The organism is Tractidigestivibacter sp. (assembly GCF_057241865.1).
On sequence record NZ_DBHHPX010000001.1, the window covers coordinates 161,927 to 184,783 of the forward strand.

Annotated in this window: 22 protein-coding genes and 3 tRNA genes; all 25 read left to right on the top strand. The window is 63.3% G+C overall.

Annotated elements, in window-relative coordinates:
- Positions 1 to 546 (top strand): ribosome recycling factor, encoded by a 546-nt coding sequence (gene frr, locus ACO59D_RS00750; RefSeq protein WP_485125355.1) that lies wholly within the window; start codon positions 1 to 3, stop codon positions 544 to 546.
- Complete coding sequence (gene uppS, locus ACO59D_RS00755) at positions 547 to 1,332, top strand: undecaprenyl pyrophosphate synthase (protein ID WP_485125356.1); 786 nt, start codon at positions 547 to 549, stop codon at positions 1,330 to 1,332.
- Complete coding sequence (locus ACO59D_RS00760) at positions 1,329 to 2,282, top strand: phosphatidate cytidylyltransferase (protein ID WP_485125357.1); 954 nt, start codon at positions 1,329 to 1,331, stop codon at positions 2,280 to 2,282. Before uppS ends, ACO59D_RS00760 begins: the two co-directional genes overlap by 4 nt.
- Positions 2,279 to 3,478, top strand: coding sequence for a 1-deoxy-D-xylulose-5-phosphate reductoisomerase (gene dxr, locus ACO59D_RS00765; RefSeq protein ID WP_485125358.1), 1,200 nt, complete (start codon positions 2,279 to 2,281; stop codon positions 3,476 to 3,478). The genes ACO59D_RS00760 and dxr overlap by 4 nt, the downstream gene beginning before the upstream one ends.
- On the top strand, positions 3,478 to 4,854 hold the full coding sequence (locus ACO59D_RS00770) for a M50 family metallopeptidase (protein ID WP_485125359.1): 1,377 nt from the start codon (positions 3,478 to 3,480) through the stop codon (positions 4,852 to 4,854). Before dxr ends, ACO59D_RS00770 begins: the two co-directional genes overlap by 1 nt.
- 2 nt (positions 4,855 to 4,856) lie before the next feature.
- Complete coding sequence (gene ispG / locus ACO59D_RS00775; RefSeq protein ID WP_485125360.1) at positions 4,857 to 5,951, top strand: flavodoxin-dependent (E)-4-hydroxy-3-methylbut-2-enyl-diphosphate synthase; 1,095 nt, start codon at positions 4,857 to 4,859, stop codon at positions 5,949 to 5,951.
- Between the two features lie 75 nt (positions 5,952 to 6,026).
- Positions 6,027 to 7,748, top strand: coding sequence for a proline--tRNA ligase (locus ACO59D_RS00780; RefSeq protein ID WP_485125361.1), 1,722 nt, complete (start codon positions 6,027 to 6,029; stop codon positions 7,746 to 7,748).
- Positions 7,749 to 7,815: 67 nt separating this feature from the next.
- Complete coding sequence (locus ACO59D_RS00785; RefSeq protein ID WP_485125362.1) at positions 7,816 to 8,847, top strand: alpha-hydroxy-acid oxidizing protein; 1,032 nt, start codon at positions 7,816 to 7,818, stop codon at positions 8,845 to 8,847.
- A gap of 411 nt (positions 8,848 to 9,258) precedes the next feature.
- Positions 9,259 to 9,334: transfer RNA gene (locus tag ACO59D_RS00790), tRNA-Ala, on the top strand.
- A 42-nt stretch (positions 9,335 to 9,376) separates the two neighbouring features.
- Positions 9,377 to 9,452 (top strand) — tRNA-Ile (locus ACO59D_RS00795).
- Between the two features lie 163 nt (positions 9,453 to 9,615).
- A complete protein-coding gene (locus ACO59D_RS00800) occupies positions 9,616 to 9,990 on the top strand; it encodes a hypothetical protein (RefSeq protein WP_485125363.1) in 375 nt (124 codons plus the stop codon).
- A gap of 191 nt (positions 9,991 to 10,181) precedes the next feature.
- Positions 10,182 to 12,161, top strand: coding sequence for an acyltransferase family protein (locus tag ACO59D_RS00805; protein ID WP_485125364.1), 1,980 nt, complete (start codon positions 10,182 to 10,184; stop codon positions 12,159 to 12,161).
- Positions 12,162 to 12,211: 50 nt separating this feature from the next.
- Positions 12,212 to 12,286: transfer RNA gene (locus ACO59D_RS00810), tRNA-Val, on the top strand.
- A 127-nt stretch (positions 12,287 to 12,413) separates the two neighbouring features.
- Positions 12,414 to 12,791 carry a VOC family protein gene (locus tag ACO59D_RS00815; RefSeq protein WP_485125365.1) on the top strand — a complete coding sequence of 126 codons (378 nt, stop codon included), beginning with the start codon at positions 12,414 to 12,416 and terminating at the stop codon, positions 12,789 to 12,791.
- A gap of 141 nt (positions 12,792 to 12,932) precedes the next feature.
- Complete coding sequence (locus ACO59D_RS00820) at positions 12,933 to 14,939, top strand: ABC-F family ATP-binding cassette domain-containing protein (RefSeq protein WP_485125366.1); 2,007 nt, start codon at positions 12,933 to 12,935, stop codon at positions 14,937 to 14,939.
- The gene (locus ACO59D_RS00825; protein WP_485125367.1) at positions 14,932 to 15,231 is read left to right on the top strand and encodes a hypothetical protein; all 300 of its coding nucleotides are present in this window, start codon (positions 14,932 to 14,934) and stop codon (positions 15,229 to 15,231) included. The genes ACO59D_RS00820 and ACO59D_RS00825 overlap by 8 nt, the downstream gene beginning before the upstream one ends.
- Before the next feature lie 17 nt (positions 15,232 to 15,248).
- Positions 15,249 to 15,956 (top strand): site-2 protease family protein, encoded by a 708-nt coding sequence (locus tag ACO59D_RS00830; protein WP_485125368.1) that lies wholly within the window; start codon positions 15,249 to 15,251, stop codon positions 15,954 to 15,956.
- A gap of 6 nt (positions 15,957 to 15,962) precedes the next feature.
- On the top strand, positions 15,963 to 16,871 hold the full coding sequence (locus ACO59D_RS00835; RefSeq protein ID WP_485125369.1) for a segregation and condensation protein A: 909 nt from the start codon (positions 15,963 to 15,965) through the stop codon (positions 16,869 to 16,871).
- The gene (scpB, locus tag ACO59D_RS00840) at positions 16,871 to 17,593 is read left to right on the top strand and encodes an SMC-Scp complex subunit ScpB (RefSeq protein WP_485125370.1); all 723 of its coding nucleotides are present in this window, start codon (positions 16,871 to 16,873) and stop codon (positions 17,591 to 17,593) included. The genes ACO59D_RS00835 and scpB overlap by 1 nt, the downstream gene beginning before the upstream one ends.
- Positions 17,586 to 18,422: a pseudouridine synthase gene (locus tag ACO59D_RS00845; RefSeq protein WP_485125371.1), complete on the top strand. Its 837-nt coding sequence runs from the start codon at positions 17,586 to 17,588 to the stop codon at positions 18,420 to 18,422. Before scpB ends, ACO59D_RS00845 begins: the two co-directional genes overlap by 8 nt.
- A complete protein-coding gene (locus ACO59D_RS00850; protein WP_485125372.1) occupies positions 18,415 to 19,110 on the top strand; it encodes a histidine phosphatase family protein in 696 nt (231 codons plus the stop codon). Before ACO59D_RS00845 ends, ACO59D_RS00850 begins: the two co-directional genes overlap by 8 nt.
- Positions 19,107 to 19,817, top strand: coding sequence for a (d)CMP kinase (cmk, locus tag ACO59D_RS00855; RefSeq protein WP_485125373.1), 711 nt, complete (start codon positions 19,107 to 19,109; stop codon positions 19,815 to 19,817). Before ACO59D_RS00850 ends, cmk begins: the two co-directional genes overlap by 4 nt.
- Positions 19,814 to 20,569: a lysophospholipid acyltransferase family protein gene (locus tag ACO59D_RS00860; RefSeq protein ID WP_130812102.1), complete on the top strand. Its 756-nt coding sequence runs from the start codon at positions 19,814 to 19,816 to the stop codon at positions 20,567 to 20,569. Before cmk ends, ACO59D_RS00860 begins: the two co-directional genes overlap by 4 nt.
- A 2-nt stretch (positions 20,570 to 20,571) precedes the next feature.
- Positions 20,572 to 21,414, top strand: a complete 843-nt coding sequence (gene ispH, locus ACO59D_RS00865; protein WP_485125374.1) for a 4-hydroxy-3-methylbut-2-enyl diphosphate reductase — start codon at positions 20,572 to 20,574, stop codon at positions 21,412 to 21,414.
- Between the two features lie 2 nt (positions 21,415 to 21,416).
- Positions 21,417 to 22,793, top strand: coding sequence for a DUF512 domain-containing protein (locus ACO59D_RS00870; RefSeq protein ID WP_130812100.1), 1,377 nt, complete (start codon positions 21,417 to 21,419; stop codon positions 22,791 to 22,793).
- The last annotated feature ends 64 nt before the right edge of the window (positions 22,794 to 22,857 follow it).

Genomic DNA, 22,857 nt, shown 5'->3' on the forward strand with positions numbered 1-22,857 from the left:
ATGAGCCAGTACACCGATAAGGCAAAGCAGCACATGGACAAGTGCCTGGAAGCCCTCCAGACGAACTTCTCCCGCGTCCGCACCGGTCGCGCCAACCCACGCATCCTCGACCCCATCAAGGTCGACTACTACGGTCAGCCCACGCCCATCACGCAACTTGCTGGCGTGAAGGTGCCCGAGGCCTCGATGATGGTCATCGAGCCGTGGGACAAGAGTGCCCTCAGGAGCATCGAGAAGGCCATCGAGGCGTCTGACCTTGGTATCACTCCGTCCAATGACGGTGTCACCATCCGCCTGCCGTTCCCCAAGCCCACCGAGGAGCGTCGCCGCGAGCTCGCCCGAGAGTGCAAGGACATCGCCGAGGAGGCTCGCGTCTCCATCCGCAACGTCCGCCGTGACACCAACAACAAGCTCGACCGTGACGAGGAACTCTCCGAGGACGAGGTCTCCCGCGAGAAGAAGGCGGTCCAGAAGCTCACGGATGACTACGTCAAGCGCGTCGATGCCATGCTCAAGGAGAAGACCGCCGAGGTCATGGAGATCTAGGTGCGGGCAGACGAGAAGAAGCTCGGGGAATACTACGCCAACCCTCCCGAGGACATAAGCCTTGCCAACGTTGACCTGGGGCGCATTCCCCGTCACGTGTCCATCATCATGGATGGCAACGGACGCTGGGCGCAGGCTCGGGGGCTCGATCGCTCTGAGGGTCACGTGGCCGGCGTCGACTCTCTGCGCGAGGCAGTCACCACGAGCGTGAGGCTCGGTCTGGACGTGCTCTCGGTCTATGCGTTCTCGACCGAGAACTGGTGCCGCCCTCAGCACGAGGTAAATCTCCTTATGCACCTCTTCGCGACCACGCTCTTAAACGAGCTTCCGCTCTTTCACCAGGAAAACGTTCGCCTGCGCTTCTTTGGCGATATCGATGCCCTGCCCACAGAGACCGCAGAGGCGTTCCATGAGGGCCTTCGCGAGACAGCCGACCATACCGGCATGACCTTCGCCTTGGCCGTGAACTACGGGTCGCGTGCCGAGATTGCCCGCGCCGCCCGTGAGGTGGCCCAAGATGTAGCGCTGGGAACGCTGCGCCCCGAGGACATTGACGAGAAGGCCATCTCCTCTCGTCTCTATACGGCTGACCTTCCAGACCCGGAGCTTCTCATCCGCACGTCAGGCGAGATGCGCCTTTCGAACTATCTGCTCTGGCAGCTTGCCTACACCGAGTTCTATGTGACCCCCGTCATGTGGCCCGACTTCTCGCGATGGGACTTCCTGCGTGCGGTCCGTGTGTTCCAGGGGCGCCACCGTAGGTTTGGGGGTGTCGTGGAGCATTGAGCGAGAAGGGTCCCGAGAGGCCGCAGGACCAGCGCGAGAGCGTCGGCATCGACCGCCACATAGACAAGCTTGAGGACAGGCGCGATGCCAAGGAGGAGCGCCGTACTGCGGGTGCGCTTGTGGGACAGCGCGCGCGGGGATGGACGGAGCGGCTCCTTACACGCACCACGTCGGGTGCCATCTATGCCATTGTCGTTCTCGTCTGCCTGTACCTTGGACCCTTTGCCACCACACTCATGATCAGTGCCATGGCATGGCTCTGCTGCTCGGAGTTCTTCCGCATTGCCCGCATGGGTGGTCGCATGCCCAACGAGGTCGTGGGGCTTGGTGCGGCCGTCCTCTTCCCGCTCGCAGCGTACGCGACCGGCCTCCGCGGGCTTGTCATCGTCGCCTTCCTGCTCCTGGCCGTTTGCGCCGCCTGGTACGTGTTTACGCCCCGCGCGAACGTGGCCGATGTTGCCATCACGGTCTTTGGCCCTCTTTACACCTCGCTCGCCTTCTCGAGCCTGGTTCTCATCCGCGTTGTGGATACGGGCTTCACGGGTGCGACGCTTACCTTCGGCGTCATGTCCTCGATCTGGGCCAATGACGCGTTTGCCTATGCCGTGGGTTCCAGGTTTGGCATCCACAAGCTTGCCCCTCGCATCTCCCCACGCAAGAGCTGGGAGGGGTTCTACGGCGGCATCATAGCCTCGGTTTTCATCTGGGGTGCCTTGGCCGCCTTTGGCATTGCGGGCCTCGACATGCCCCGTGCAGTCTTGGGTGGGCTTCTTGTGGGCATCGCCGGTGTCATCGGAGACCTCTTCGAGTCTCGCCTCAAGCGAGGCGTGGGCGTCAAGGACTCCGGCAACCTCATGCCGGGCCACGGCGGACTTCTCGACAGGTCTGACTCCATGCTCTTTGGCAGCATGGCAGCATACTTCGTACTCTTCTTTGGGGGAATCCTATGAGTTTGTTCCCGTCCCCGGGCAAGCGCCCCATGCGCCCCGAGGTGCTTAGGGTCGCCATCCTGGGGTGCTCGGGCTCCATTGGCAAGCAGACGCTTGACGTGTGCCGCCAGCACCCTGACCGCCTCAAGGTCGTTGCCCTGTCGGTAAGCTCGTCGTGCAAGGCCCTTGTCGCCGCCGCGAGGGAGCTTGGCGCCACGCACCTGGCCGTTGCGGACGCCTCGCACAGGGGAGACCCGGCTCTTGCCGAGCTTCCCGAGGGGTGCGAGGTGGGCTTTGGTCCCCAAGCGGTGACCGGGCTTGCCGAGCTTTCCGACGTAGACTGCGTGGTCAATGCCGTGGTGGGGGAGGCTGGCATGGCTGCCGGCTATGCCGCCCTGGCTGCCGACAAGATTCTTGCCTATGCAAACAAGGAGTCCATCGTCGTTGCCGGCGACCTTCTCGTGCCGCTTGCCAAACCGGGCAGGCTCATTCCCGTCGATTCGGAGCACAGCGCCATCTTCCAGTGTCTCGTTGGGGAACGGGAGTCTGACCTCGTACGCATTTGGCTCACCTGCTCGGGTGGTCCCTTCTACGGCATGACGAGAGAGGAGCTCGCACGCGTGACCCCCGCAGACGCCCTTGTGCACCCCACCTGGAGCATGGGCGCCAAGATCACCATCGACAGCGCAACCCTTACCAACAAGGGCTTGGAGGTCATCGAGGCGCACCACCTCTTTGGCATGGGCGTAGACGACATCCAGGTGCTCATCCAGCGCCAGAGCCGCATCCACTCGATGGTCGAGTTTGCAGATGGCTCGGTTAAGGCGCAGCTTGGCCCCTCGGACATGCACATCCCCATCCAGTACGCACTGAGCTTCCCCGAGCGCTGGTGCGCACCCACCAAGCCCGTCGATTGGTGCCAGGAGGTTCCCATTACCTTTGGCGAGGCTGACGAGAGGACCTTCGGCTGCCTGGCGCTCGTCAAGGAGGCCGGGCGCATCGCGGGCACGATGCCGTGCGCTGCCAATGCGGCCAACGAGGTTGCCAATGCGGCGTTCCGCGCAGGCGAGTGCGGCTTCCTCGATATCGAGCGCGTCATCTCTCGGGTCATGGAGCAGACCACATCCGTGCCCGTCGATAGCCTGGAGCAGCTTTCTGAGGTCGATGCCCGATCGCGTGACCTTGCACGCAAGCTAGTGAGGGAGGCCCGCTCGTGATGGGGGTCGTCTCTGCAATCTTCTGGGGCGTTATCGTCCTCTCGCTTCTTGTCTTTGTGCATGAGGGCGGCCACTACCTTGCGGCTCGTGTCTGCGGCGTACGCGTGACCGAGTTCTTCCTGGGAATGCCCTGCCGGTTCAAGCTCTCGAGGAAGAGCAAGGGCCACGGGACTGAGGTTGGCGTGACGCCCATCCTGCTTGGTGGCTACACGCGCATCTGTGGCATGGAGAACACCACCGATGAGCTTCTGGCGCCCGCCCTTATGATCGTCCAGCGCGCCGGCAGGATCTCTGTTGCCGACCTGGCCGCCAAGCTCGGCTGCGACATGGACAGGGCGTATGGCCTTCTTGCCACGCTTACGGACTGGGCCGCCGTGAAGCCCCACTACGACCCGGCGCTTGGCGAGCGTGAGGGCCAGTCCGACTGGCCGGCGAGCTTCGAGGCCCTCCGCCGTGATGGCGCTCTGCTCACCGAGTACGATCGCGGACACGACTTCTCTTTGGCTGGGACCACCGCCTATGGCGAGCCACGCGATCCCGGCATGGATGCCGAGGAGTTTCTCGCCCACGAGCGCTCGCGCACCTACCTGGGATGCGGCTTCTGGCGCCGCTGCGCGATGCTCCTCGCTGGTCCTCTCGTGAACCTGCTCTTGGCGCTCGTGGTTGTCGCGGGCTCCTTCATGGTCACAGGCATCCAGGTTGCCTCCAACGAGCCCGTAATCGGGAGCGTTACGGCGGACTCGTTTGCCGAGGCAGCCGGGCTTGAGGCCGGAGACCGCATCACCGCTGTGGACGGCCAGTCGGTCTCGACCTACGAGGGCCTCGTCTCGGCGATCAAGTCCTACCTCTCCTCGGGAACCGATTTCACGATCGACTACGAGCGCGACGGCGTTCGATACGAGACCACCGTTGACCTTGTCGACGGCCAGGCTGCTGAGTATCTGGGCATCACCAATGACGTCGTCACATACTACCCCTCGCTGGGCCAGTCGCTTCGTGCTTCGGTTGCATACGGGAGTCTGGTGGCGGAGTATGCGGCGAAGCTCATCGTTCCCACCCACACGATGGAGGTGCTTGACCAGTCCAGCTCGGTGGTGGGCATCTCGGTCATGGCCTCTGAGGCGGCGTCGGCTGGCGTGCCTACGCTCGTCTTCTTCATGGGTGCCATCTCGATGTCGCTCGGCTTCATGAACCTGCTCCCCATCCCGCCGCTTGACGGCGGGAAGATTCTCATCGAGGTCATCCAGGCAATCTCCAAGCGGCAGGTCTCCGCCCGCACCCAGAGCATCGTGAGCTATGTGGGCCTCGCTTTCTTCCTCTTCGTCTTTGTCGTTGCCATGAGAAACGACATCCTCAACTTTGTGATTGGCGGCTAACCATGCAGCTTGATGAGAAGGCCCTCCCACGCGAGCTCACGCGTCGCATCATGGTGGGAGACGTTCCCGTTGGCGGCGGAGCGCCCGTCTCGGTGCAATCGATGTGCACCACCAGGACCGCAGATGCTGCCGCCACGCTCGCCCAGATCGACAAGCTTGCCAAGGCCGGCTGCGAGATCATCCGTGTGGCCGTCCCCGACGCGGCGTCGCTCGACGGCTTCGAGCACATCTGCGCGGAGTCCCCGCTGCCCGTTGTTGCGGACATCCACTTTGACTATCGGCTTGCCCTGGGGGCTGCGGCCCGCGGCGCCGCGGCGCTCCGCGTGAATCCAGGAAACATCGGCTCCTGGGAGCGCGTTGACGCGGTGATTGATGCCTGCGGCGAGGCGGGCATTCCCATACGCATTGGCGTTAACGCCGGCTCTCTCGACGATAAGGTTGCCACCCGGCAGGACCTTACGCTTCCCGAGAAGCTCGTTGCCTCGGCACGGGGATTTGTCGAGCACTTCCGCGACCGCGGCTTTCTCGACATCGTGCTCTCTGCCAAGGCTCACAGCGTTCCCACCACGCTGGCCACCTACCGCGCGCTCTCGGAGGCGCTGCCCGACGTGCCTCTCCACGTAGGCGTTACCGAGGCTGGAACGCTTAGGCAGGGCACGGTCAAGAATGCGGCAGGCGTGGGCATCCTCCTTGAGGAGGGGATTGGCGACACCATGCGCCTCTCGCTCACGGCAGACCCCGTCGAGGAGGTGGGTGTGGCATGGGAGCTCCTCTCGGCGCTCGGCATGCGCCGTCGCTTCCCAGAGCTTGTGAGCTGTCCCACCTGCGGGCGATGCCAGGTCGACATGATCCCCATTGCCGAGGAGGTTGGCGAGCGCCTGTCTGGCGTCAAGGCGCCTATCTCGGTGGCCGTTATGGGATGTGTGGTGAACGGCCCCGGCGAGGCTTCCGATGCGGACCTTGGCGTTGCGTGTGGCCGCGGACAGGCGATGCTCTTCGAGAGTGGAAAGCCCTTGCGCAAAGTGGCTGCTGACAAAATCGTGGACGAACTCATGGCCGAGATTGCGCGTCGTTTCCCCGGCGCCTTTGATGCCTGATCGGCCGTAGAATTGCATGGTGCCGCTTATGGCGCATGATGCCCGGCCACGGTGCCGGGGGAGAGGACTCTCACCGTGAAAACGTATGCAAGGATGACCGGGCTCTACGCGCCCACGCTTAAGGAGGACCCTGCCGAGGCGGAGCTTGCCAGCCACCGACTCCTGCTCCGAGCGGGCATGATTCGCAGGTCTGCATCGGGGCTCTACAGCTATCTGCCGCTTGCGTGGCGCTCGCTCTTGAAGATCGAGGCCATCATCCGCGACGAGATGGAGGGCATTGGCGCCCAAGAGATGCTCGTGCCCATCCTCACCGATGGCGAGCTCTGGCGCAAGTCGGGCCGTTGGAGCGCCTATGGTCCTGAGCTCATGCGGCTGACCGACCGCCACGAACGCGAGTTTGCGCTGGGTCCCACGCACGAGGAGTCCTTTACCGACTTGGTCCGTCACGAGCTTCGCAGCTACAAGCAGCTTCCTGTGACGCTCTACCAGATTCAGGACAAGTTCCGCGACGAGCTTCGCCCCCGCTTTGGGCTCATGCGTGGCCGCGAGTTCATCATGAAGGACGCCTACTCCTTTGATGCGGACGTGGAAGGCATGCAGCGCTCCTACAACGACGAGAAGGGCGCCTATGCGCGTATCTGCGAGCGGGTGGGGCTGCGGGCGCTTCCCGTGGCAGCAGATTCTGGCCAGATTGGCGGCGACACGTCCGTGGAGTTCATGGCCTTGGCCGATGCTGGCGAGGCCGAGATCGCCTACTGTGACGAGTGCGGCTTTGCAGCAGATACCGAGGCGGCAGCCGCACCGGTCCAGCTCGAGGAGGGTGAGCGGGGCGAGCTTCAGAAGCTCGAGACGCCAGGATGCGGCACCATCGCGGAGCTGGCGGCATTCCTGCACGTTCCCGAGAGCGCTACACGCAAGGCGCTGGCGCTCGTAGATGGCGACGGGAGCCCGGTCGTCTGCTTTGTTCCCGGCGACCACGACATGAACGACGTGAAGGCCGAACACGCCTTTGGTGCGTATCACATGATGACCGAGGAGGAATTCGCGCAGTTTGGGCTGGTCAAGGGCTTTATTGGGCCCATTGGCCTCCCCGAGGGGGTGCGCGCGTGCTTTGACGTGTCGCTACATGACTCCCAGTGGTGGATCATCGGTGCCAACGAGGAGGGCTTCCACTGCGTGCACGCCAAGCCTGGCCGTGACTTCCAGATTGCCGATGCAGAGTGGGTGGACGTGATCTCTGCCAAAGCTGGAGACCTCTGTCCCAAGTGCGGAAAGCCTCTCTCCATGGCGCGCGGCATTGAGGTGGGCCAGGTGTTCCAGCTCGGCACCAAGTACTCCGAATCCATGGGAGCCACCTACACCGACCCCGATGGCACGGAGCGCCTGCTCCAGATGGGTTGCTACGGCATAGGCGTCTCTCGCATGCTTGCCGCCGTGGTCGAGCAGCACCACGATGAGCATGGCATCTCGTTCCCCGTGGCCGTGGCTCCGTACGAGGTGGAGGTTGTGCCCCTTGACGTGAGCGACGACGTGGTGTGGCCTGTGGCCGATAGGACTGCCGCTGGACTCGTTGAGAGGGGCGTGGAGGTCGTCGTGGACGATCGCAAGGAGCGCCCGGGTGTCAAGTTTGCCGATGCGGACCTCATGGGCTTCCCGTATCAGGTCGTCTGCGGCAAGAAGGCCATCAAGAACGGAAACGTCGAACTCAAGGTGCGTGCGACGGGCGAGCGGACCGAGGTCCACATCGACAAGGTGGCATCGGTTCTCTCGGCACGCGTTGCATCTGAGCGCGCGTGAGCTCTTGTCTTTAGCAGCATGTGGGCCGCAGAACAACCGCGGCCCCTTTCGCATTTGGGGGAGCACCATGGGTGGCATGAGCTACGTAGAGTTGGCGGAGGCGGCGCACGGGCAGATGGGAGCCTGCAAGGCATGCCCCATCTGTGATGGGAGGGCCTGCAAAAACTACATTCCGGGACCAGGTGCCAAGGGTACGGGGATGGTGGCCATCCGCAACTACGAGGCCTGGCAGTCGGTGATGGTGCACATGGATACGATTCACGAGCCATTTGTCCCAGACACCTCAGTGACGCTCTTCGACCGGCAGCTATCCCTTCCCGTAATGGTGGGCCCGCTCGGTGACGTGAACCTCCACTACGGCCCCAAGTACACCATGGACTCTTATAACGACGTCATGCTCCGGGCGGCGGCAGGAGCGGGCACGCTGGGCTGGACGGGCGACGGTCTCGCCGCGTCATTGCACGAGGGGGCCTGTCGTGCCATTTCCGGCCTTGATGGATGTGGCATATGCACCATCAAGCCCTGGTCTAGAGATGTGGTGCGGGACAAGCTGAAACTTGCACTGGCTGCCCGTCCTGCGGCCGTGGCTATGGACATCGACGGGGCCGGTCTGCCCTTCCTCAAGGGGCAACAGCCGCCTGCTGGGACCAAGGGCGTCTCGCAGCTGCGGGAGATCGCCAAAGCGTGCCACGCGGCGGATACCCCCTTTGTCCTCAAGGGGATCATGACCGAGCGGGGTGCCGAGAAGGCACTCAAGGCCGGAGCCGACGGCATCGTGGTCTCCAATCACGGTGGACGTGTGCAGGATGGCGTCGAGGCCACAGCAACCGTGCTTCCCGAGATTGCGCGGGCCGTCGGGGAGGAGCTCATCGTGCTAGTCGACGGCGGTATTCGCACCGGTATCGACGTCTTCCGCGCGCTTGCCCTTGGCGCGAGCGCGGTCCTCATGTGCCGGCCGTTCGTGGTGGCCATGTACGGTGGGGGAGAGCGGGGCGTGCGCGATTATCTCGCCCAGCTTCGGGGCGAGCTTTCGAACACGATGGAGATGTGCGGTGCCGAGACCGTTGCCGACATCACTGACGGCATGGTGAGCTGGTAGGGGCTGGCTGGAAGGCGCGCGGCGACCGAAAATCCGGGTTGTGCGTACGCACAACCTGCGACTTCTGCCATTTGCACCTCTGAAAGGGTCTCGGGTGGCGGCAATCCGGGGTCGTGCGTACACACAACCCTCAGCTGTTGACAGGCACCTCTCACCCAACTCGGGAAACGTAGGCAGGCTGGCGAGAAGTGGCGTTCGTGCGTACGCACGACCGGTTATTCTCGCCAGCAGGCACAGCCTAGGGAGTGCTTCCCATGTCTTCCGCAAAAGACCTTCGGCAAGGTTTGGACGGAAGGCCGTCCGAAGCCCCGCAAATGGCCTCTTCTTGTCCTCTCGACGATCACCGGCTTTTTCAAAATAGTTGTTGACCAATGAATCTCGTCTGGTATAGTAATTCCCGCACCAACCCATGGGGAATTAGCTCAGTTGGGAGAGCGCGTGACTGGCAGTCACGAGGTCAGGGGTTCGAACCCCCTATTCTCCACCATGCATTCAGGGCGGCGGCGTTTGCCGTCGCCCTTTTTCGTACGGGCTCATGGCGCAACGGTTAGCGCAGGGGACTCATAATCCCTGGGTTGTAGGTTCGAATCCTACTGGGCCCACCATGAACATTTCCAGGTCACAGCCATTGCGGCTGTGACCTGGTTTCGTTTTATCGACCTTGGGTTGCAAGCCTGGTCGGTTACCCTTGGTTCTCTATTGGGTATACAAGCCACGTTTGGTCACCAAGCCAAGGGTACGGCTTGCATCGTCGAACAGGGGTGGGACATGTCTCCAGAAGCTAAGCGGCTCAAGGTCTCGGGAATAGTTGCGTTTGTCGCAGGATGCGCCTGCGTTGTTGCGGGTATCGTGCTCGCAGTCCTTGGCATCGATATCACAGACCTCTTCGTTGTCCTTGCCTCGGCGTTCGCGATCCTCGTGGGTGCGCGCGGAGCGAGAGTCGCAAATGTTCCCTCAGGCGCGCCAAAGCTCATGGGTCCATCTGCTGGTGCCACGGTTGTCGCCGGGGCTCTCTGCGCTGGTGATGTTGCGTTTGCCGACGGCCAGATTGCGCCAGTCGTGGTCGGCGTGATTGCCTTTGTCCTTGCGCTTCTCGTCACTATCGCCACGGCAGCCGTAAAGAAGAGCGTCGAGAGGGTCTAGGCGCCTAGGGACCAGACTGCGACCAGTGCAGCCACCCTGCATGGCGGTCTCGCTCCCTGTCATGCTGGTTATGGACGGCACAGCCAAGATTTCCTGCCTGAAAAGTGTCATAAGCATTTGGACTACTTTGCCATAGAATAAGCAGCGTTGTCCGTGTTGTTCCGATGGCATTCGTGTGAGAGTAGGTGGGCGTGGAGCGTGCGGTAATCAGTGGGTGCGGCAATTTGGCGGTTCCCAACGCTGGCGCATCTTCTCGGTCGTCCGCCGCCCGTTCGGGCAAGAGGCGCGTGCTGGGGCTTGACGGCCTTCGTGTGATAGCCATTCTCGGCATCGTCATCTACCACGCCAACCCAAGCTGGCTTCCGGGCGGCTTCTTTGGCGTGACCGTCTTCTTCGTGATAAGCGGCTATCTGTTCACGCTTTCCATCCAGCGCGAAGTCGCGCGTACGGGTTCGATCGAGTACGGGCATCTTCTCCTCAAGCGTGCCGTGAGGCTTTGGCCCGCCATGCTTGCCGTGGTCGGCGTAACCGTTATCCTCGCGGCCATACGTGCACCCTACCTGCTCCCCAAGGTCCAGAGCGACGCCCTCCCGGCACTTTTGTTCTTCGAGAACATCTACTACATCGTGCGCCAGGTGTCCTACTTTGCCGCGGCGGGTGCGCCTTCTCCGCTCACGCATCTCTGGTACCTCGGCGTTGTGATGCAGTTCTATATCGTGTGGCCACCGGTGCTCCTTTTGCTCTCGCGCACGATGCCAACTCGACGCCATGCGTGCTATGTGGTCTGCGCGCTTATCGCGCTCTCTTCGATTGCCATGTGGGTGCTCTTTGATCCCATGGGAGACACGGCTCGCATCTACTACGGTCTTGACACCCGTGCGGCCGAGCTGCTTGTCGGTGCGCTTCTCGCCATCGCCACCGGTGGGCGCGGCGTGCGCCTGGAGAGGCTTGTCCCGGCGCTTCGAGAGCGTGGCGTCCTCCCCATCGCCTATGACATCATTGCAGCGACATCGCTTTTCGTGATAGTTACCATGATGTTCGCCTTTAACGGCTACAGCCACTTTGTGTACCGCGGCGGCATGCTCGTTGTCGCGATCCTCTCGGCGCTCATCGTCGGATGCATGTCTCGCTCCAATCCCACGCTCGTTGGTCGCGTCCTTGGGACACCGGCCTTGGCCGAGGTCGGCAAGCGTGGCTACTCGCTGTATCTCTGGCACTACCCGCTCCTGGTCATCCTGAACCCGGTCACAAACACAGTGCCTCTGCCCTGGTGGGGATGGCTCCTCGAGTTTGCTGCCATTGCGGCTCTCTCGGAGCTGTCCTATCGGCTCTTGGAAACGGCGCCCGTCCGCCCGCTCCCGTCCGTCCCCACCTACGTTAGCGGCCGAGCGGCAGGAGCGCAGCGCGGCGTCTCCCACTCGAGGCTTACGCGCGGACTTCTTGCCCAGCCCCTACCGAGGCTCGTGATAGAGGGCATCGGCGTGCTTGCGGTCCTCGTGCTCATGCTGGTCCCGCTTGACGCCGAGACGGCAAACACGCCGCAGGCGGCGGCAGCCGGCCAGGAGTCGGCTCTCACCCAGCAGGCCGAGAGTCTCGAGAGCTATGATGACTCGGGCACGTACTTTGAGAGGACCGCATTCGACGGGGCCTTCTCGTCCATCAACAACGTGAACTACGACGTAGACGCACAGACCGGTGCCACCGACGCAAAGGTGATCCTCATCGGCGACTCTGTTCCGGCAGGTGCCATCAACCAGTTTGAGACCATCTTCCCCAACGGCTACATTGACGCAACCGTGGGTCGTCAGATCTACGACGGTCCAGATATCTACACGCAGGACGTTGCAGCAGGCCATGATGGCGACATTGTGGTGTGGTCGCTTGGCAATAATGGCGTGGCGACCGAGGATCAGGTCAAGGCCCTCGTCGAGGCGGTGGACCCCGGCAAGAAGGTGTTCCTCGTGACAGCGCGCGTCCCCCTCGCCCTGCAAGACCTCAACAACGACCTCTTCAGGCAGGTGGCGGCCCAGTATTCCAACTGCGAGGTCATCGACTGGTACGCCACGAGCGCGGGTCACGACGAGTACTTCTGGGACGATGGGACGCACCTGCGCCCCGAAGGCGCGGACGCCTACGTCCTCATGCTTCGCGAAGCAATCACGGGAAGGTGAGAATTCTCGGTTGCGCCGCCGGCTTGTTTTGGTAACATAGCAAGCCGCACGGGCGATTGGCTCAGGGGTAGAGCACATCCTTCACACGGATGGGGTCGCTGGTTCGAATCCAGCATCGCCCACCATTTGCCTTAGAGGTCGGATGACCATTGGTTGTCCGGCCTGTCTCTTTTCTCGGTGACTGTGGGAGCCATCGTGGTGATAGCCTTGGTGTGGGCAAGTCACCCACACACGTCGCTTGGAGGAAACCAAATGGCACAGAACGCTGAGAACCCCGTTGAGCTCTTCGACATGCACGTGGCCCATGTGGGCATCAATGCCGCAAACGAGGAAGAGGCCAGCCGTATCGCTGGGGAATTCGAGGCCCTGATGGGGCTCACGCGCATCGAGAAGGCCCCCTCCTTCTTTGCCGGCACCCTGGTCGAGGTCATGAAGCGCGGCGGGCGCGGGGAGAAGGGCCACGTTGGCTTCCACGTGAACGACATCGCTGCTGCTGAGAAGTGGTTTGCAGCGCGTGGCCTTGAGGTTGACGATTCTTCGCGCGTCACCAATCCCGATGGGTCGACGTTTCTCGTCTACTTCAAGCAGCAGATTGCTGGGTTCGCGATTCACCTTACGGTTGCGGAGTAGGGGAGCCGACGGCGTCATGGGGACGTTATACCAGCCGCGGCCATTTCCCGCCCCGCCGCACGTTGCCTCCATCCCCACCTCATCTGCACGTGTGTACCGTATACTCACCCCTTGGTAAATTTGGCATCCCGAGGGGTTCACGTGATAGCACTCGCAGACAAGATCGCCAAGTCTTTTGGTGGCAGGGTTCTCTACTCGCAGGCAACGCTCCAGCTCAACGCGGGCGAGCGCTGGGCCTTGGTTGGCCCCAACGGCGCCGGCAAGACCACGCTGCTCAAGATCATCATGGGCCAAGAGACCCCTGACGAGGGCACCGTCTCCTTTGCCAAGGAGACTACCGTCGGCTACCTCGAGCAGGAAACCAGGATTGACGGCGAGAAGACCGCCCTGCAGGAGGTTGTCGACTCTGCCCACGAGGTCAAGGGGTGGGAGCGCCGCGTCACGGAGCTTGAGGCCAAGATCTCGACCACGAAGCCCGGCCCCGAGCTTGACCGCCTGCTCGATGACTACGGCCACGCCCAAGACCGCTTCGAGCGCCTAGGCGGATATGAGCTTGAGGCCCGTGCGCGTCAGATACTCGGTGGCCTCGGCTTTCCCATCGAGGACTTCGACAAGCCGGCGTCGGACTTCTCCGGTGGCTGGCAGATGCGCATCGCCCTCTCGAAGCTGCTGCTGCGTCACCCCGATCTGCTCCTCCTCGACGAGCCCACCAACCACCTTGACCTCGAGAGTGTCCAGTGGCTCGAGCACTTCCTCTCAACCTATGACGGCGCAGTCCTTCTCGTGAGCCACGACCGCTCGTTCATGGACGCCTGTGTGAGCCACGTGGCAGCTGTCGAGAACCGCCGCCTCGCTACCTATACGGGCAACTACTCCGCCTATCTGCACCAGCGCGAGGACAACCTCGAGCAGATGCGCGCCAAGCGCGCCGCCCAGGAGCGAGAGATCGCCCACATGCAGGTCTTTGTCGACAAGTTCCGCTACAAGCCCACAAAGGCTGCACAGGCACAGGAGCGCATGCGTCGCATCGAGCAGATAAGAAGCGAACTTGTCATCTTGCCCGAGGGCTCAAAGAAGGTGCACTTCTTCTTTCCTGAGCCCCCACGCACAGGCGACACCGTCGTGAGGGTGGAGGACGTCTCGAAGTCCTTTGGCGAGAACCACGTCTACGACCATGTAGGCCTCACGCTCTACCGCGGTGACCACGTTGCGCTTGTTGGTCCCAACGGAGCCGGCAAGTCAACCCTCATGAAGCTCATAAACGGGCACCTGGGGCCGGATTCGGGCGCAGTCGAGCTCGGGCAGAACGTCACCTGCGCCTACTACGCACAGCACCAGCTCGAGCAGCTTGACCCGGCAAACACGGTGCTCCAGGAGATGGACGCCGTGGCTCCGGGTTGGACCACCTCTGAGGAGCGCCGCCTCCTAGGGGCGTTCCTCTTCCACGGAGACGACGTCAACAAGCGCGTTTCGGTGCTCTCTGGCGGCGAGAAGGCACGCCTCGCCCTTGCCAAGATGCTTGTGGCGCCAGACCCGCTGCTCTGCTTCGATGAGCCCACCAACCACCTTGACATCGACTCCGTGGACGTGCTTGAGCAGGCTCTGGTTCACTTCCCGGGCACCATTGTGCTCATCAGCCACGACGAGCACCTCGTGCGCGCCGTGGCCAACAAAGTGGTCGACGTGCGTGATCACAAGGTGACGCTCTACGATGGCGACTACGAGTACTACCAGTTCAAGCGTGCCGAGCTTGAGGCTGCAGCCTCGGCACAGGCGGTGCCTGCGAACCAGCCCGCACCGGCAAGGACCACGCGGGTCATGCCAGAGCCCGCCGAGCGGGCCGCAGGCGGCCGCAACGTTAAGACCAAGGAGCAGCGCCGTGCCGAGGCCGAGGAGCGCAACCGCAGAAGCAAGGCGCTACGCAAGACAAAGCGTCGTCTGCAGGAGGTGGAATCAGCCCTGGGTCCCGCTCACGACCGCTACGACGAGCTCGTGACGCTCATGGCAGACGAGAAGCTCTACAACGACACCGACCGCTTTAATGCCTGCATGAGCGAGTACAATGCCCTCTCCAAGAAGATTCCCGCACTCGAGCAGGAGTGGCTTGAGCTCTCTGAGGCAATGGAGGCAGGCGAGGCCGATGCGTAGCCTCGGACGCCCTGGGGCTCGCGCTGCCCTGCGCGCGGTCGCGCTCGTCACGCGTGTGCTTGCCGTGGCCCTCTGCATCCTGGTGATTGCCGATTCGCTCGATGTGGGTATGCTCCATACGGCGCTCCTTGGCATCAACGGCGTTGCAACCGGCATGGTCCCGGAGCCCATCCAAGGCCTCCTCGTCTTTCGCACGCCCATGGGCGGAGCTTTCAGGGGTGACTTCGCCCTTGTCGCCATTGTGCTCTTTGTCATAGACTGGCTGCTCGCAAGGGCCGCCTACCGTATCTAGTCAGAAAGGGGTGTGACGTGTTCTCGACCTCTCGCGTCATCTCGATTCTCATTTCGGTGGGCCTCGTCATGCTTTCGGCCATTCCGCACGAGGTGGCCCACGGCTGGATGGCCAACCGGCTTGGAGACCCCACGGCCAAGAACGCAGGGCGCCTCACGCTTAACCCTGCCGCACATATTGACCCCTTTGGCTCTGTCATCCTTCCGCTCATCATGGGTGCCTTTGGGGGGCCAATCTTTGCCTATGCAAAGCCCGTGCCCTACAATCCCATGAACTTCGATTCCAAGACGCGCGGCCGCGACGAGGCGCTGGTGGCTCTTGCCGGCCCGGTCTGCAACCTCCTGCAGGCGCTTGCCGGAGCAGCTGTCTGCCGCCTCGCGTATTGGGGGTTCACTTCGGGGCTCAACTCTGGAGCGCTCGCCGTGAATCCCTGGTACCAGGTGGCATATTGGACGCTCGTGGTCCTCTCGACGTACGTCTATGTGAACCTCATGCTCATGTGCTTCAACCTCATACCGCTGCCCCCGCTCGACGGCTCCAAGGTCATCTCGCCGCTCTTTAGAAGCGAGCGCTCCCGCCGTATCTACTACCAGGTGCAACAGTATGCGATGCCCATCCTCGTTGTGGCGCTCTACCTCATCCCCTACGCCTTTAACGTAGACCCCCTTGGGTGGATTCTAGACTCCACGGCAGGCTCGCTCTACGATCTTTTCATGGGGGCCTAGCGTTCGATGTCTTGGCATGTGAAGACAGACGGGTACACGGGACCCTTCGATCCTCTCCTGCAGCTCGTAAGCCGGCAGAAGGTGGCCATTGGCTCCATCTCGGTGGCCGAGGTCGCCGATCAGTATCTGGCTGAAGTTGAGCGCATGGGTGACCTCGACCTCGATGTCGCAAGCGATTTTCTGCTCGTTGCCTCGACGCTTCTGGACATGAAGGCGGCGGCGCTCGTTCCCGAGGGCAGCAACGCACGCGCCACCCCCATGGAGGGCGACGGGCTGGACGAGGGTGACGACCTTGCGGGGCTTTCGCCCGACGAGGCCCGTGAGGTCCTCATTGCTCGCCTCATCACGTACAAGCAGTTCCGCAATGCCGGTGCGGCGCTGGGCAGCCGTATGGAGGCGGAGTCGCGCATGGTGCCGCGCACCGTAGGCCCTGATCCTGAGTTTTTGGACCTCATGCCCGACTATCTCGAGGGAATCACGCTGCGAAGCCTTGCCGTCATCTGCGCGGACGTCGACGCGCACCGCGAGTCCTTCCTTCTGGAATCCGAGCACATCGCACCCAAGCGGCTTCCCATCGCGCTCACGGTGGCTTCGGTCGACCGCATGGCGCGGTCTCGCGGTTGTCTGACCTTCTCGGACCTGCTCGACGGATCCGAGGCACCAGAGACCATCGTCGCGAACTTCCTGGCGGTTCTCGACCTCTACCACAGGGATAAGCTGCGCATGTACCAGGAGCACAACTTTGGTGACATAGACCTCGAGCACGTGGAGGGCGCCACTCCCTACGAGCTGGACGAGTCGGTGCTCTACGAGCTGGACGAGCAGGGCTTTGATGCGCATGGCCTTACCGAGCTTGGCCGCGGAGCTTCTACGGACGACAGCGAGACACACGAAGATACGGGGGAGGACGCGTGATGGCGAGTCTGGATAGGCTTGGGGATGGGTCGCTGAGGGGGCTTCTTGAAGCCCTGCTCCTCGTGTCGGACGACTCCGTCTCGGCAATCGACCTTGCAAAGGCGACGGGATCAGCACCGGGGGACGTGGCCTCGGCCCTGGCCGAGCTCTCCGCCGAGTACGCCGATGCCAACCGCGGCTTCCAGCTGCGCGAGGTGGCCGGCGGGTGGCGGCTCTTCACGCATCCCGCGTTTCACGACCAGGTTGCGGCCTACGTCCTCTCATGGGACCAGCGCCGTCTCTCGCAGGCCGCGCTCGAGACCCTCGCCGTCATTGCCTACCACCAGCCCGTCTCGCGCGAGGGCGTACGCGCGGTGCGCGGGGTGAACTCCGATGGCGTGATTGCTTCTCTGCGCGAGAAGGGCCTGGTACGCGAGGTTGGCCACGATGCCGAGCATGGGCAGGCCATCCTCTTTGGCACCACCCGCGCCTTCCTCGAGCGCTTTGGGCTGGGAAGCATCCGCGACCTCCCTCCGCTCGAGGACTTTGCACCCGACGAGCAGTCCCGCCAGTTCATTCGCGAGCGACTCTCGGGTCGCTCGCTCGAGTCGACCCTTGAGGAGACGTCCGATGACATCGATGACGAGCGCGAGCTTCTGGGCGACGGTGCCGAGGAGGAGGCGCCTGAGGTAGGCACCGATAGCGCCACCGATGCCGCAGGGGGCGATGCCAGCGATGAGTGACCCGCTGCGCGAGGACGGGCTCTACCCCATGCGCCTGCAGCGCTTTCTTGCACGGGCCGGCGTCGCAAGCAGGAGGGGTGCCGAGAGGCTCATGACAGCTGGTCGCGTGTGCGTGAACGGCGAGGTTGTGAGCGAGCTGGGCAGCAAGGTGGACCCTGCCGCCGACGTGGTGAGCGTCGACGGCATCGAGTGCCGCATCCTCGAGAAGCCCCGCTACCTCATGCTCTACAAGCCATCAGGCTATGTGACCACTATGAGCGACCCACAGGGAAGGCCCACGGTGGCAGAGCTTGTCCCCACAGAGACCTACCCTGGGATTTTCCCGGTCGGGCGCCTCGACATGGACACAACAGGACTCCTCTTGTTCACCACGAACGGCAGCGTTGGCCAGGCCCTGCTCCATCCGTCGCGCCACATCGAGAAGCACTACGTGGCTCTGGTGTCGGGCACTCCCTCGGCCCATGACCTCGACCGTCTGCGCCGCGGCGTGATGCTTGAGGACGGTCCGGCCTCGCCCGCCAGGACAGAGCTGCTCGCCAAGGGCGATCCCCTCTATGCGGTGGTGGCCCCACACGGCGCGGGCCGAACCGGTGGGGGAGAGCCCAATGCGGTGGTGGGACTCACCATCCACGAGGGCCGGAAGCATCAGGTAAAAAAGATGCTGCAGGCCGTTGGCCACAAGGTCTTGCGCCTGCACCGTGATGCGTTTGGGCCTCTCGTGCTCACGGGAGTCAAGGAGGGCCACTGGCGCGAGCTCATGCCGCACGAGGTCGCGGCCATAGAGGCCGTCTGCGCTGGAGACACAAGCGCTCTAGGGAAGGATGGCTAGCGTGGATTTTGGCATGAAGCAGCGGATCTTGGTCATGAGGCACCCGGAGACACCCGCAAACACCGAGCACTTCTTCTCGGGGCGAAGGGACGTTCCCCTCACTGAGCGTGGCTTGGAGCAGCGCGCGCATGGCGTGGAGGCGCTCGTGGCCTTTGCCCCCGAGCGCATTTGGTGCTCGCCGCTCTCGCGCTGCCGCGGCCTGGCCGAGGAGGCAGGCGAGCGCCTGGGCATCCCCGTGCGCGTAGATGATGACCTTGTGGAGCTTGACTTTGGTGAGCTTGAGGGCACGCGCTTCGAGTCGAGCAACTCTGGTCGCGCGCTCTTCCCCTGGCCGCTTGACGACGAGGGCCATTCGCTTCCCGTACCGGGAGCGGAGTCGTTTGAGCACGCAACTGCCCGCGCCCGCCACCTCATGAGCGAGCTGATTCCGCTTGTCGGCAGAACCGCCCTTGTCACCCATGGTGGTTTCTCTCGCATACTCATTGCGGCCATGTACGATATACCGTATGACCGCTTCTGGAACGTACACCTGGCAAACGTCTGCTCGGCGTACTACACCTGCAACGGCAAGAGCTTCTACCTCGGTGGCTTCAACCTTGCACCCGAGGAGGTCATCGAACGCTCGACCACGCAAAACCCCTACGACCTTAGGGACATCTGGGGTGTCAAGGGAAGGAAGGACGCATGATTGTCGCCATCGACGGGCCTGCTGGGTCTGGCAAGTCCACGGTCGCCCACGCCATCGCCGAGAAGTGCCGCCTCACCTATCTCGACACCGGCGCCATGTATCGCTCCGTCACAGCAGAGTGCCTGCGTCGGGGCATCGACCCCACAGACTCTGGGGCCGTAACGCAGGTCGCGCGCACGACCTCCATCACCTTTGGGACCTCGCCCCAGGGCCAGACCGTCACGGCGAACGGCCGTGACGTCACGGCCGAGATCCGCACGCCCGAGGTTGACCGCAACGTCTCTGCCGTCTCCGCCATCCCTGAGGTCCGCGAGGCCATGGTTGAGCTGCAGCGCGCATACGGCGAGACAGGCAACGTCGTTGCCGAAGGAAGAGACATCGGCACCGTGGTCTTCCCCAAGGCCGACGTGAAGGTCTTCCTCACGGCCGACCCAGCTGCGCGTGCCCTGCGCAGGGCCGTTCAGCGCGAGGGGGGCGACGCCGCAAAGGACGCCAACGCCACAGCAGACCCGACTGAGGTCAAGCGCATTCTCGACGATCTCAACCGCCGAGACCAACTTGATTCCACGAGAAAGACCGCCCCACTCAAGCCCGCATTCGACGCGCACCACATCGACTCCTCGACGCTCAGCGTGGACGAGGTCGTCAAGGCCATCTGCAGCCTGGACCCCAGGCTTGAGGCGGCGCTTATGGAGCCCCGCTCGTGAACGCCCAGAAGAAGAGCGCTGAGAAACGCCTGCGCGCCTTTCATGGCAACTCGTTTGACGACTACTACGACAACGGCATGAGGAACTACCCGCTTCCGGCTCGTGCGATCCTTGGTCTGGCAGTGCTTCTCTGCTTTGTTTGGAGCCAGTTCCGCTGGCGTTGGACCGTCGAGGACAAGGAGAAGCTCGTCGGCGACAAGACGCCGAGGGTCATCATCATGAACCACGGCTCCATGCTCGATCCCGTCATCATCGTCGTGCAGCTCTGGCTCCGTGGGATTCGCGTGCGCACAATCTACAAGAGCGAGTTTGACAAGTCTCCAGCGGTCACGTGGTTCTTCACGCGTATCGGGGCCATTCCCGTGCAGCGCGGCACCGCAGACATGAAGGCCGTTCGTCGCGCGCGAGCGGCCCTTGGCCGCGGGGAGTGCGTGCTGATCTATCCCGAGGGTACCCGTATCAAGAGCGACGACGAGCCCGTGACCATCCATGAGGGCTATGCGCTCATGGCGCAGCTCGCCCATGCGCCGGTGCAGCCCGTAGCCATCGTTGGCGCACGAGACGTCACGCGCCGGGGAAGCCACCTGCACCGCTTCTCTCGCGTCTGGCTCAAGGCCGGAGACCCCATTACCTGGGACTCCCTTGGCGTCGAGGGTAGGAAGGCCCAGCTTTCTGCCATGTCGAAGGCCGGCATGGACGCCGTCTACGCTCTTCGTGACGAGCTTCGCGAAGAGCACCCGGGGAAGATGTAGCCATGGCAAGGGTAGAGGTGGCACGTGAGGCCGGAGCCTGCTACGGCGTGGAGCGCGCACTCGAGATGACCGAGCATGCGCTCGAGGGCGGACGGGGGCGCGTTCGCACGCTGGGACCGCTCATCCACAACCCGCGCGTGGTCGAGAGCCTTGGCACGCGTGGAGCCTCGGTGGTCGAAGACCCGCGCGAGGCGGCCGGCTCTGCGCTCGTTCTCCGTACGCACGGCGTGACCCCCGCCATTGAGGCCGAGGCACGTGAGCTCTGCTCATCGGTCGTTGATGCCACCTGCCCCTTCGTGAAGAAGGTCCACCGTGCCGCCGAGAGGCTCGCCGCCGAGGGCTACCGCGTTGTCATCGTGGGCGAGGCGGGTCACCCCGAGGTTACAGCGACGCTCGCCCATGCGCCGGGAGCCGTTGTTGTTGGTACCGCGGAAGAGGCACTGGCACTCCCACGCGCCCGCAAGACCGGTGTCGTTGTGCAGACGACGCAGTCTGCGGCGCTTCTTGCCGAGGTCGTCACGGCACTGCTCGCACGCACGGAGGAGCTTCGTGTGGTGAACACCATCTGCGAGGCAACCTCAGGGCACCAAGGTGCCTGTGCCGAGCTTGCCGCACGCGCAGACGTGATGGTCGTGATTGGCGGGCGCAACTCCGCCAACACGACGCGCTTGGCAGAGATCGCGCGGGCTGCGTGTCCGAAGACCCATCATGTGGAAGGCGCAGACGAGCTTGAGGCTGCGTGGTTCTCAGGGGTAGGGCTCGTGGGCGTCACGGCGGGTGCCTCGACGCCGTCATCTCAGATTCGTGCCGTGGTATCCGCAATCGAGTCGATGATAGGGGAGTAGGCGTGCCAAAAGATCGCGCAGACTACGCGTCCACGCGTGAGCGCCCGCTGGGCGCCTGGGTGCAATCCGTCGAGGACGAGAGCCCCGCCTGGGAGGCGGGCATCGAGCCTGGCATGCGCATCGAAAGCGTGAACGGGCACGAGCTGCGCGACCTCATCGATTGGCGCTGGGAGGCCGACGGCGCATCCTGCCAGCTCGAGGTGTTCGACCCTACCGACGGCGGCACCTATGCCTGCGAGCTCTGGCGCAAGCCTGGCGAGGATTGGGGCATCGGCTTCACTGACGTCCTCTTCGACGGAATCCGTACCTGTGTGAATGCCTGCCAGTTCTGCTTCATGAGCATGCTCCCGTCAGATGCCCGTCCGTCGCTCTCCCTGCGTGATGACGACTACCGCCTATCGTTTCTCCAGGGAAACTTCGTTACGCTCACCAACGTGAGAGACGAGGACGCCGAGCGTATCATCACCTACCGCCTCGAGCCCATGAACGTCTCGATTCATGCCATATCCCCCGAAGTCAGGCGCACGCTCATCGGCCCCCATGCGCAACGCGGCATCGATGTCTTGGAGCGGCTGCTTGCGGCGGGCATCGAGATTCACGCGCAGATCGTGCTCTGCCCCGGTGTGAACGATGGCAGCGAGCTCGCACGTACCCTTGACTGGGTCGAGCAGCGTCCCAGCATCACGTCGCTTGCCGTGGTGCCGCTTGGCTACACGCGCTTCTCGCGTCGCTTCTCCAAGTCATTCTCGGACGATCCCGATGCAGCGCGAGCCGTGGTCAAGCTCATCGAACCCTACCAGGCACGCGCGAGGCTCAGGCTGGGCATCACGCGCTTCCAGCTCTCCGACGAGTTCTACGTTGCGGCAGATATGCCGGTGCCCCCGGCGGAGGCCTATGATGGCTACCCGCAATACTATGACGGCATCGGCATGCTTAGGAGCTTTTTGGACGAATCCGCCGTGGTCGCCCGCGACCACGCGGAGGAGCTTGGTGCAACCGAGAAAGAGCTTGCCCGACGCGAGATCACCGTCCTTGTGGTCTGTGGCGAGGCCCCGCGAGCGGCAATCTCCTTCTTCAGCGAGCTGTGGTCCCCCTCGGGGCGGGTACGCGCATACCCCATCCACAACGACTACTTTGGCGGCGACGTCAACGTCACGGGGCTTATCGTGTCCCAAGACCTCCTGGCGCAACTGCCGGAGCTCCTCACGAATCACGTTGTCGTCCTCCCTGAGGTCATGTTCAACTTTGACCACCTGACGCTTGACGGAGACACCCAAGACCACGTGATGCGGGAGATAGGCCGTCGTGGTGGTGTGGCCGCCGTCGCGCATGGGGACCCCGAGAGCATCCTCTCCACGGTGACGCAGAGTTTGGGGTGAGCCCAGCCGGCCATGAGGTGCGCACACGGTCGTGATATGCTCAAACGTGCTAAATATGCCGAGA

What these genes read in the sequence shown, in the direction of transcription:
- ACO59D_RS00770 (WP_485125359.1), top strand. Translation starts at nt 3,478, where the DNA reads ATGGGGGTCGTCTCTGCAATCTTCTGGGGCGTTATCGTCCTCTCGCTT.
- ispH (WP_485125374.1), top strand. Translation starts at nt 20,572, where the DNA reads ATGGCAAGGGTAGAGGTGGCACGTGAGGCCGGAGCCTGCTACGGCGTG.
- frr (WP_485125355.1), top strand. Translation starts at nt 1, where the DNA reads ATGAGCCAGTACACCGATAAGGCAAAGCAGCACATGGACAAGTGCCTG.
- dxr (WP_485125358.1), top strand. Translation starts at nt 2,279, where the DNA reads ATGAGTTTGTTCCCGTCCCCGGGCAAGCGCCCCATGCGCCCCGAGGTG.
- ACO59D_RS00800 (WP_485125363.1), top strand. Translation starts at nt 9,616, where the DNA reads ATGTCTCCAGAAGCTAAGCGGCTCAAGGTCTCGGGAATAGTTGCGTTT.
- ACO59D_RS00815 (WP_485125365.1), top strand. Translation starts at nt 12,414, where the DNA reads ATGGCACAGAACGCTGAGAACCCCGTTGAGCTCTTCGACATGCACGTG.
- ACO59D_RS00825 (WP_485125367.1), top strand. Translation starts at nt 14,932, where the DNA reads ATGCGTAGCCTCGGACGCCCTGGGGCTCGCGCTGCCCTGCGCGCGGTC.
- ACO59D_RS00785 (WP_485125362.1), top strand. Translation starts at nt 7,816, where the DNA reads ATGGGTGGCATGAGCTACGTAGAGTTGGCGGAGGCGGCGCACGGGCAG.
- ACO59D_RS00850 (WP_485125372.1), top strand. Translation starts at nt 18,415, where the DNA reads ATGGCTAGCGTGGATTTTGGCATGAAGCAGCGGATCTTGGTCATGAGG.
- scpB (WP_485125370.1), top strand. Translation starts at nt 16,871, where the DNA reads ATGGCGAGTCTGGATAGGCTTGGGGATGGGTCGCTGAGGGGGCTTCTT.
- ACO59D_RS00835 (WP_485125369.1), top strand. Translation starts at nt 15,963, where the DNA reads ATGTCTTGGCATGTGAAGACAGACGGGTACACGGGACCCTTCGATCCT.
- ACO59D_RS00845 (WP_485125371.1), top strand. Translation starts at nt 17,586, where the DNA reads ATGAGTGACCCGCTGCGCGAGGACGGGCTCTACCCCATGCGCCTGCAG.
- ispG (WP_485125360.1), top strand. Translation starts at nt 4,857, where the DNA reads ATGCAGCTTGATGAGAAGGCCCTCCCACGCGAGCTCACGCGTCGCATC.
- cmk (WP_485125373.1), top strand. Translation starts at nt 19,107, where the DNA reads ATGATTGTCGCCATCGACGGGCCTGCTGGGTCTGGCAAGTCCACGGTC.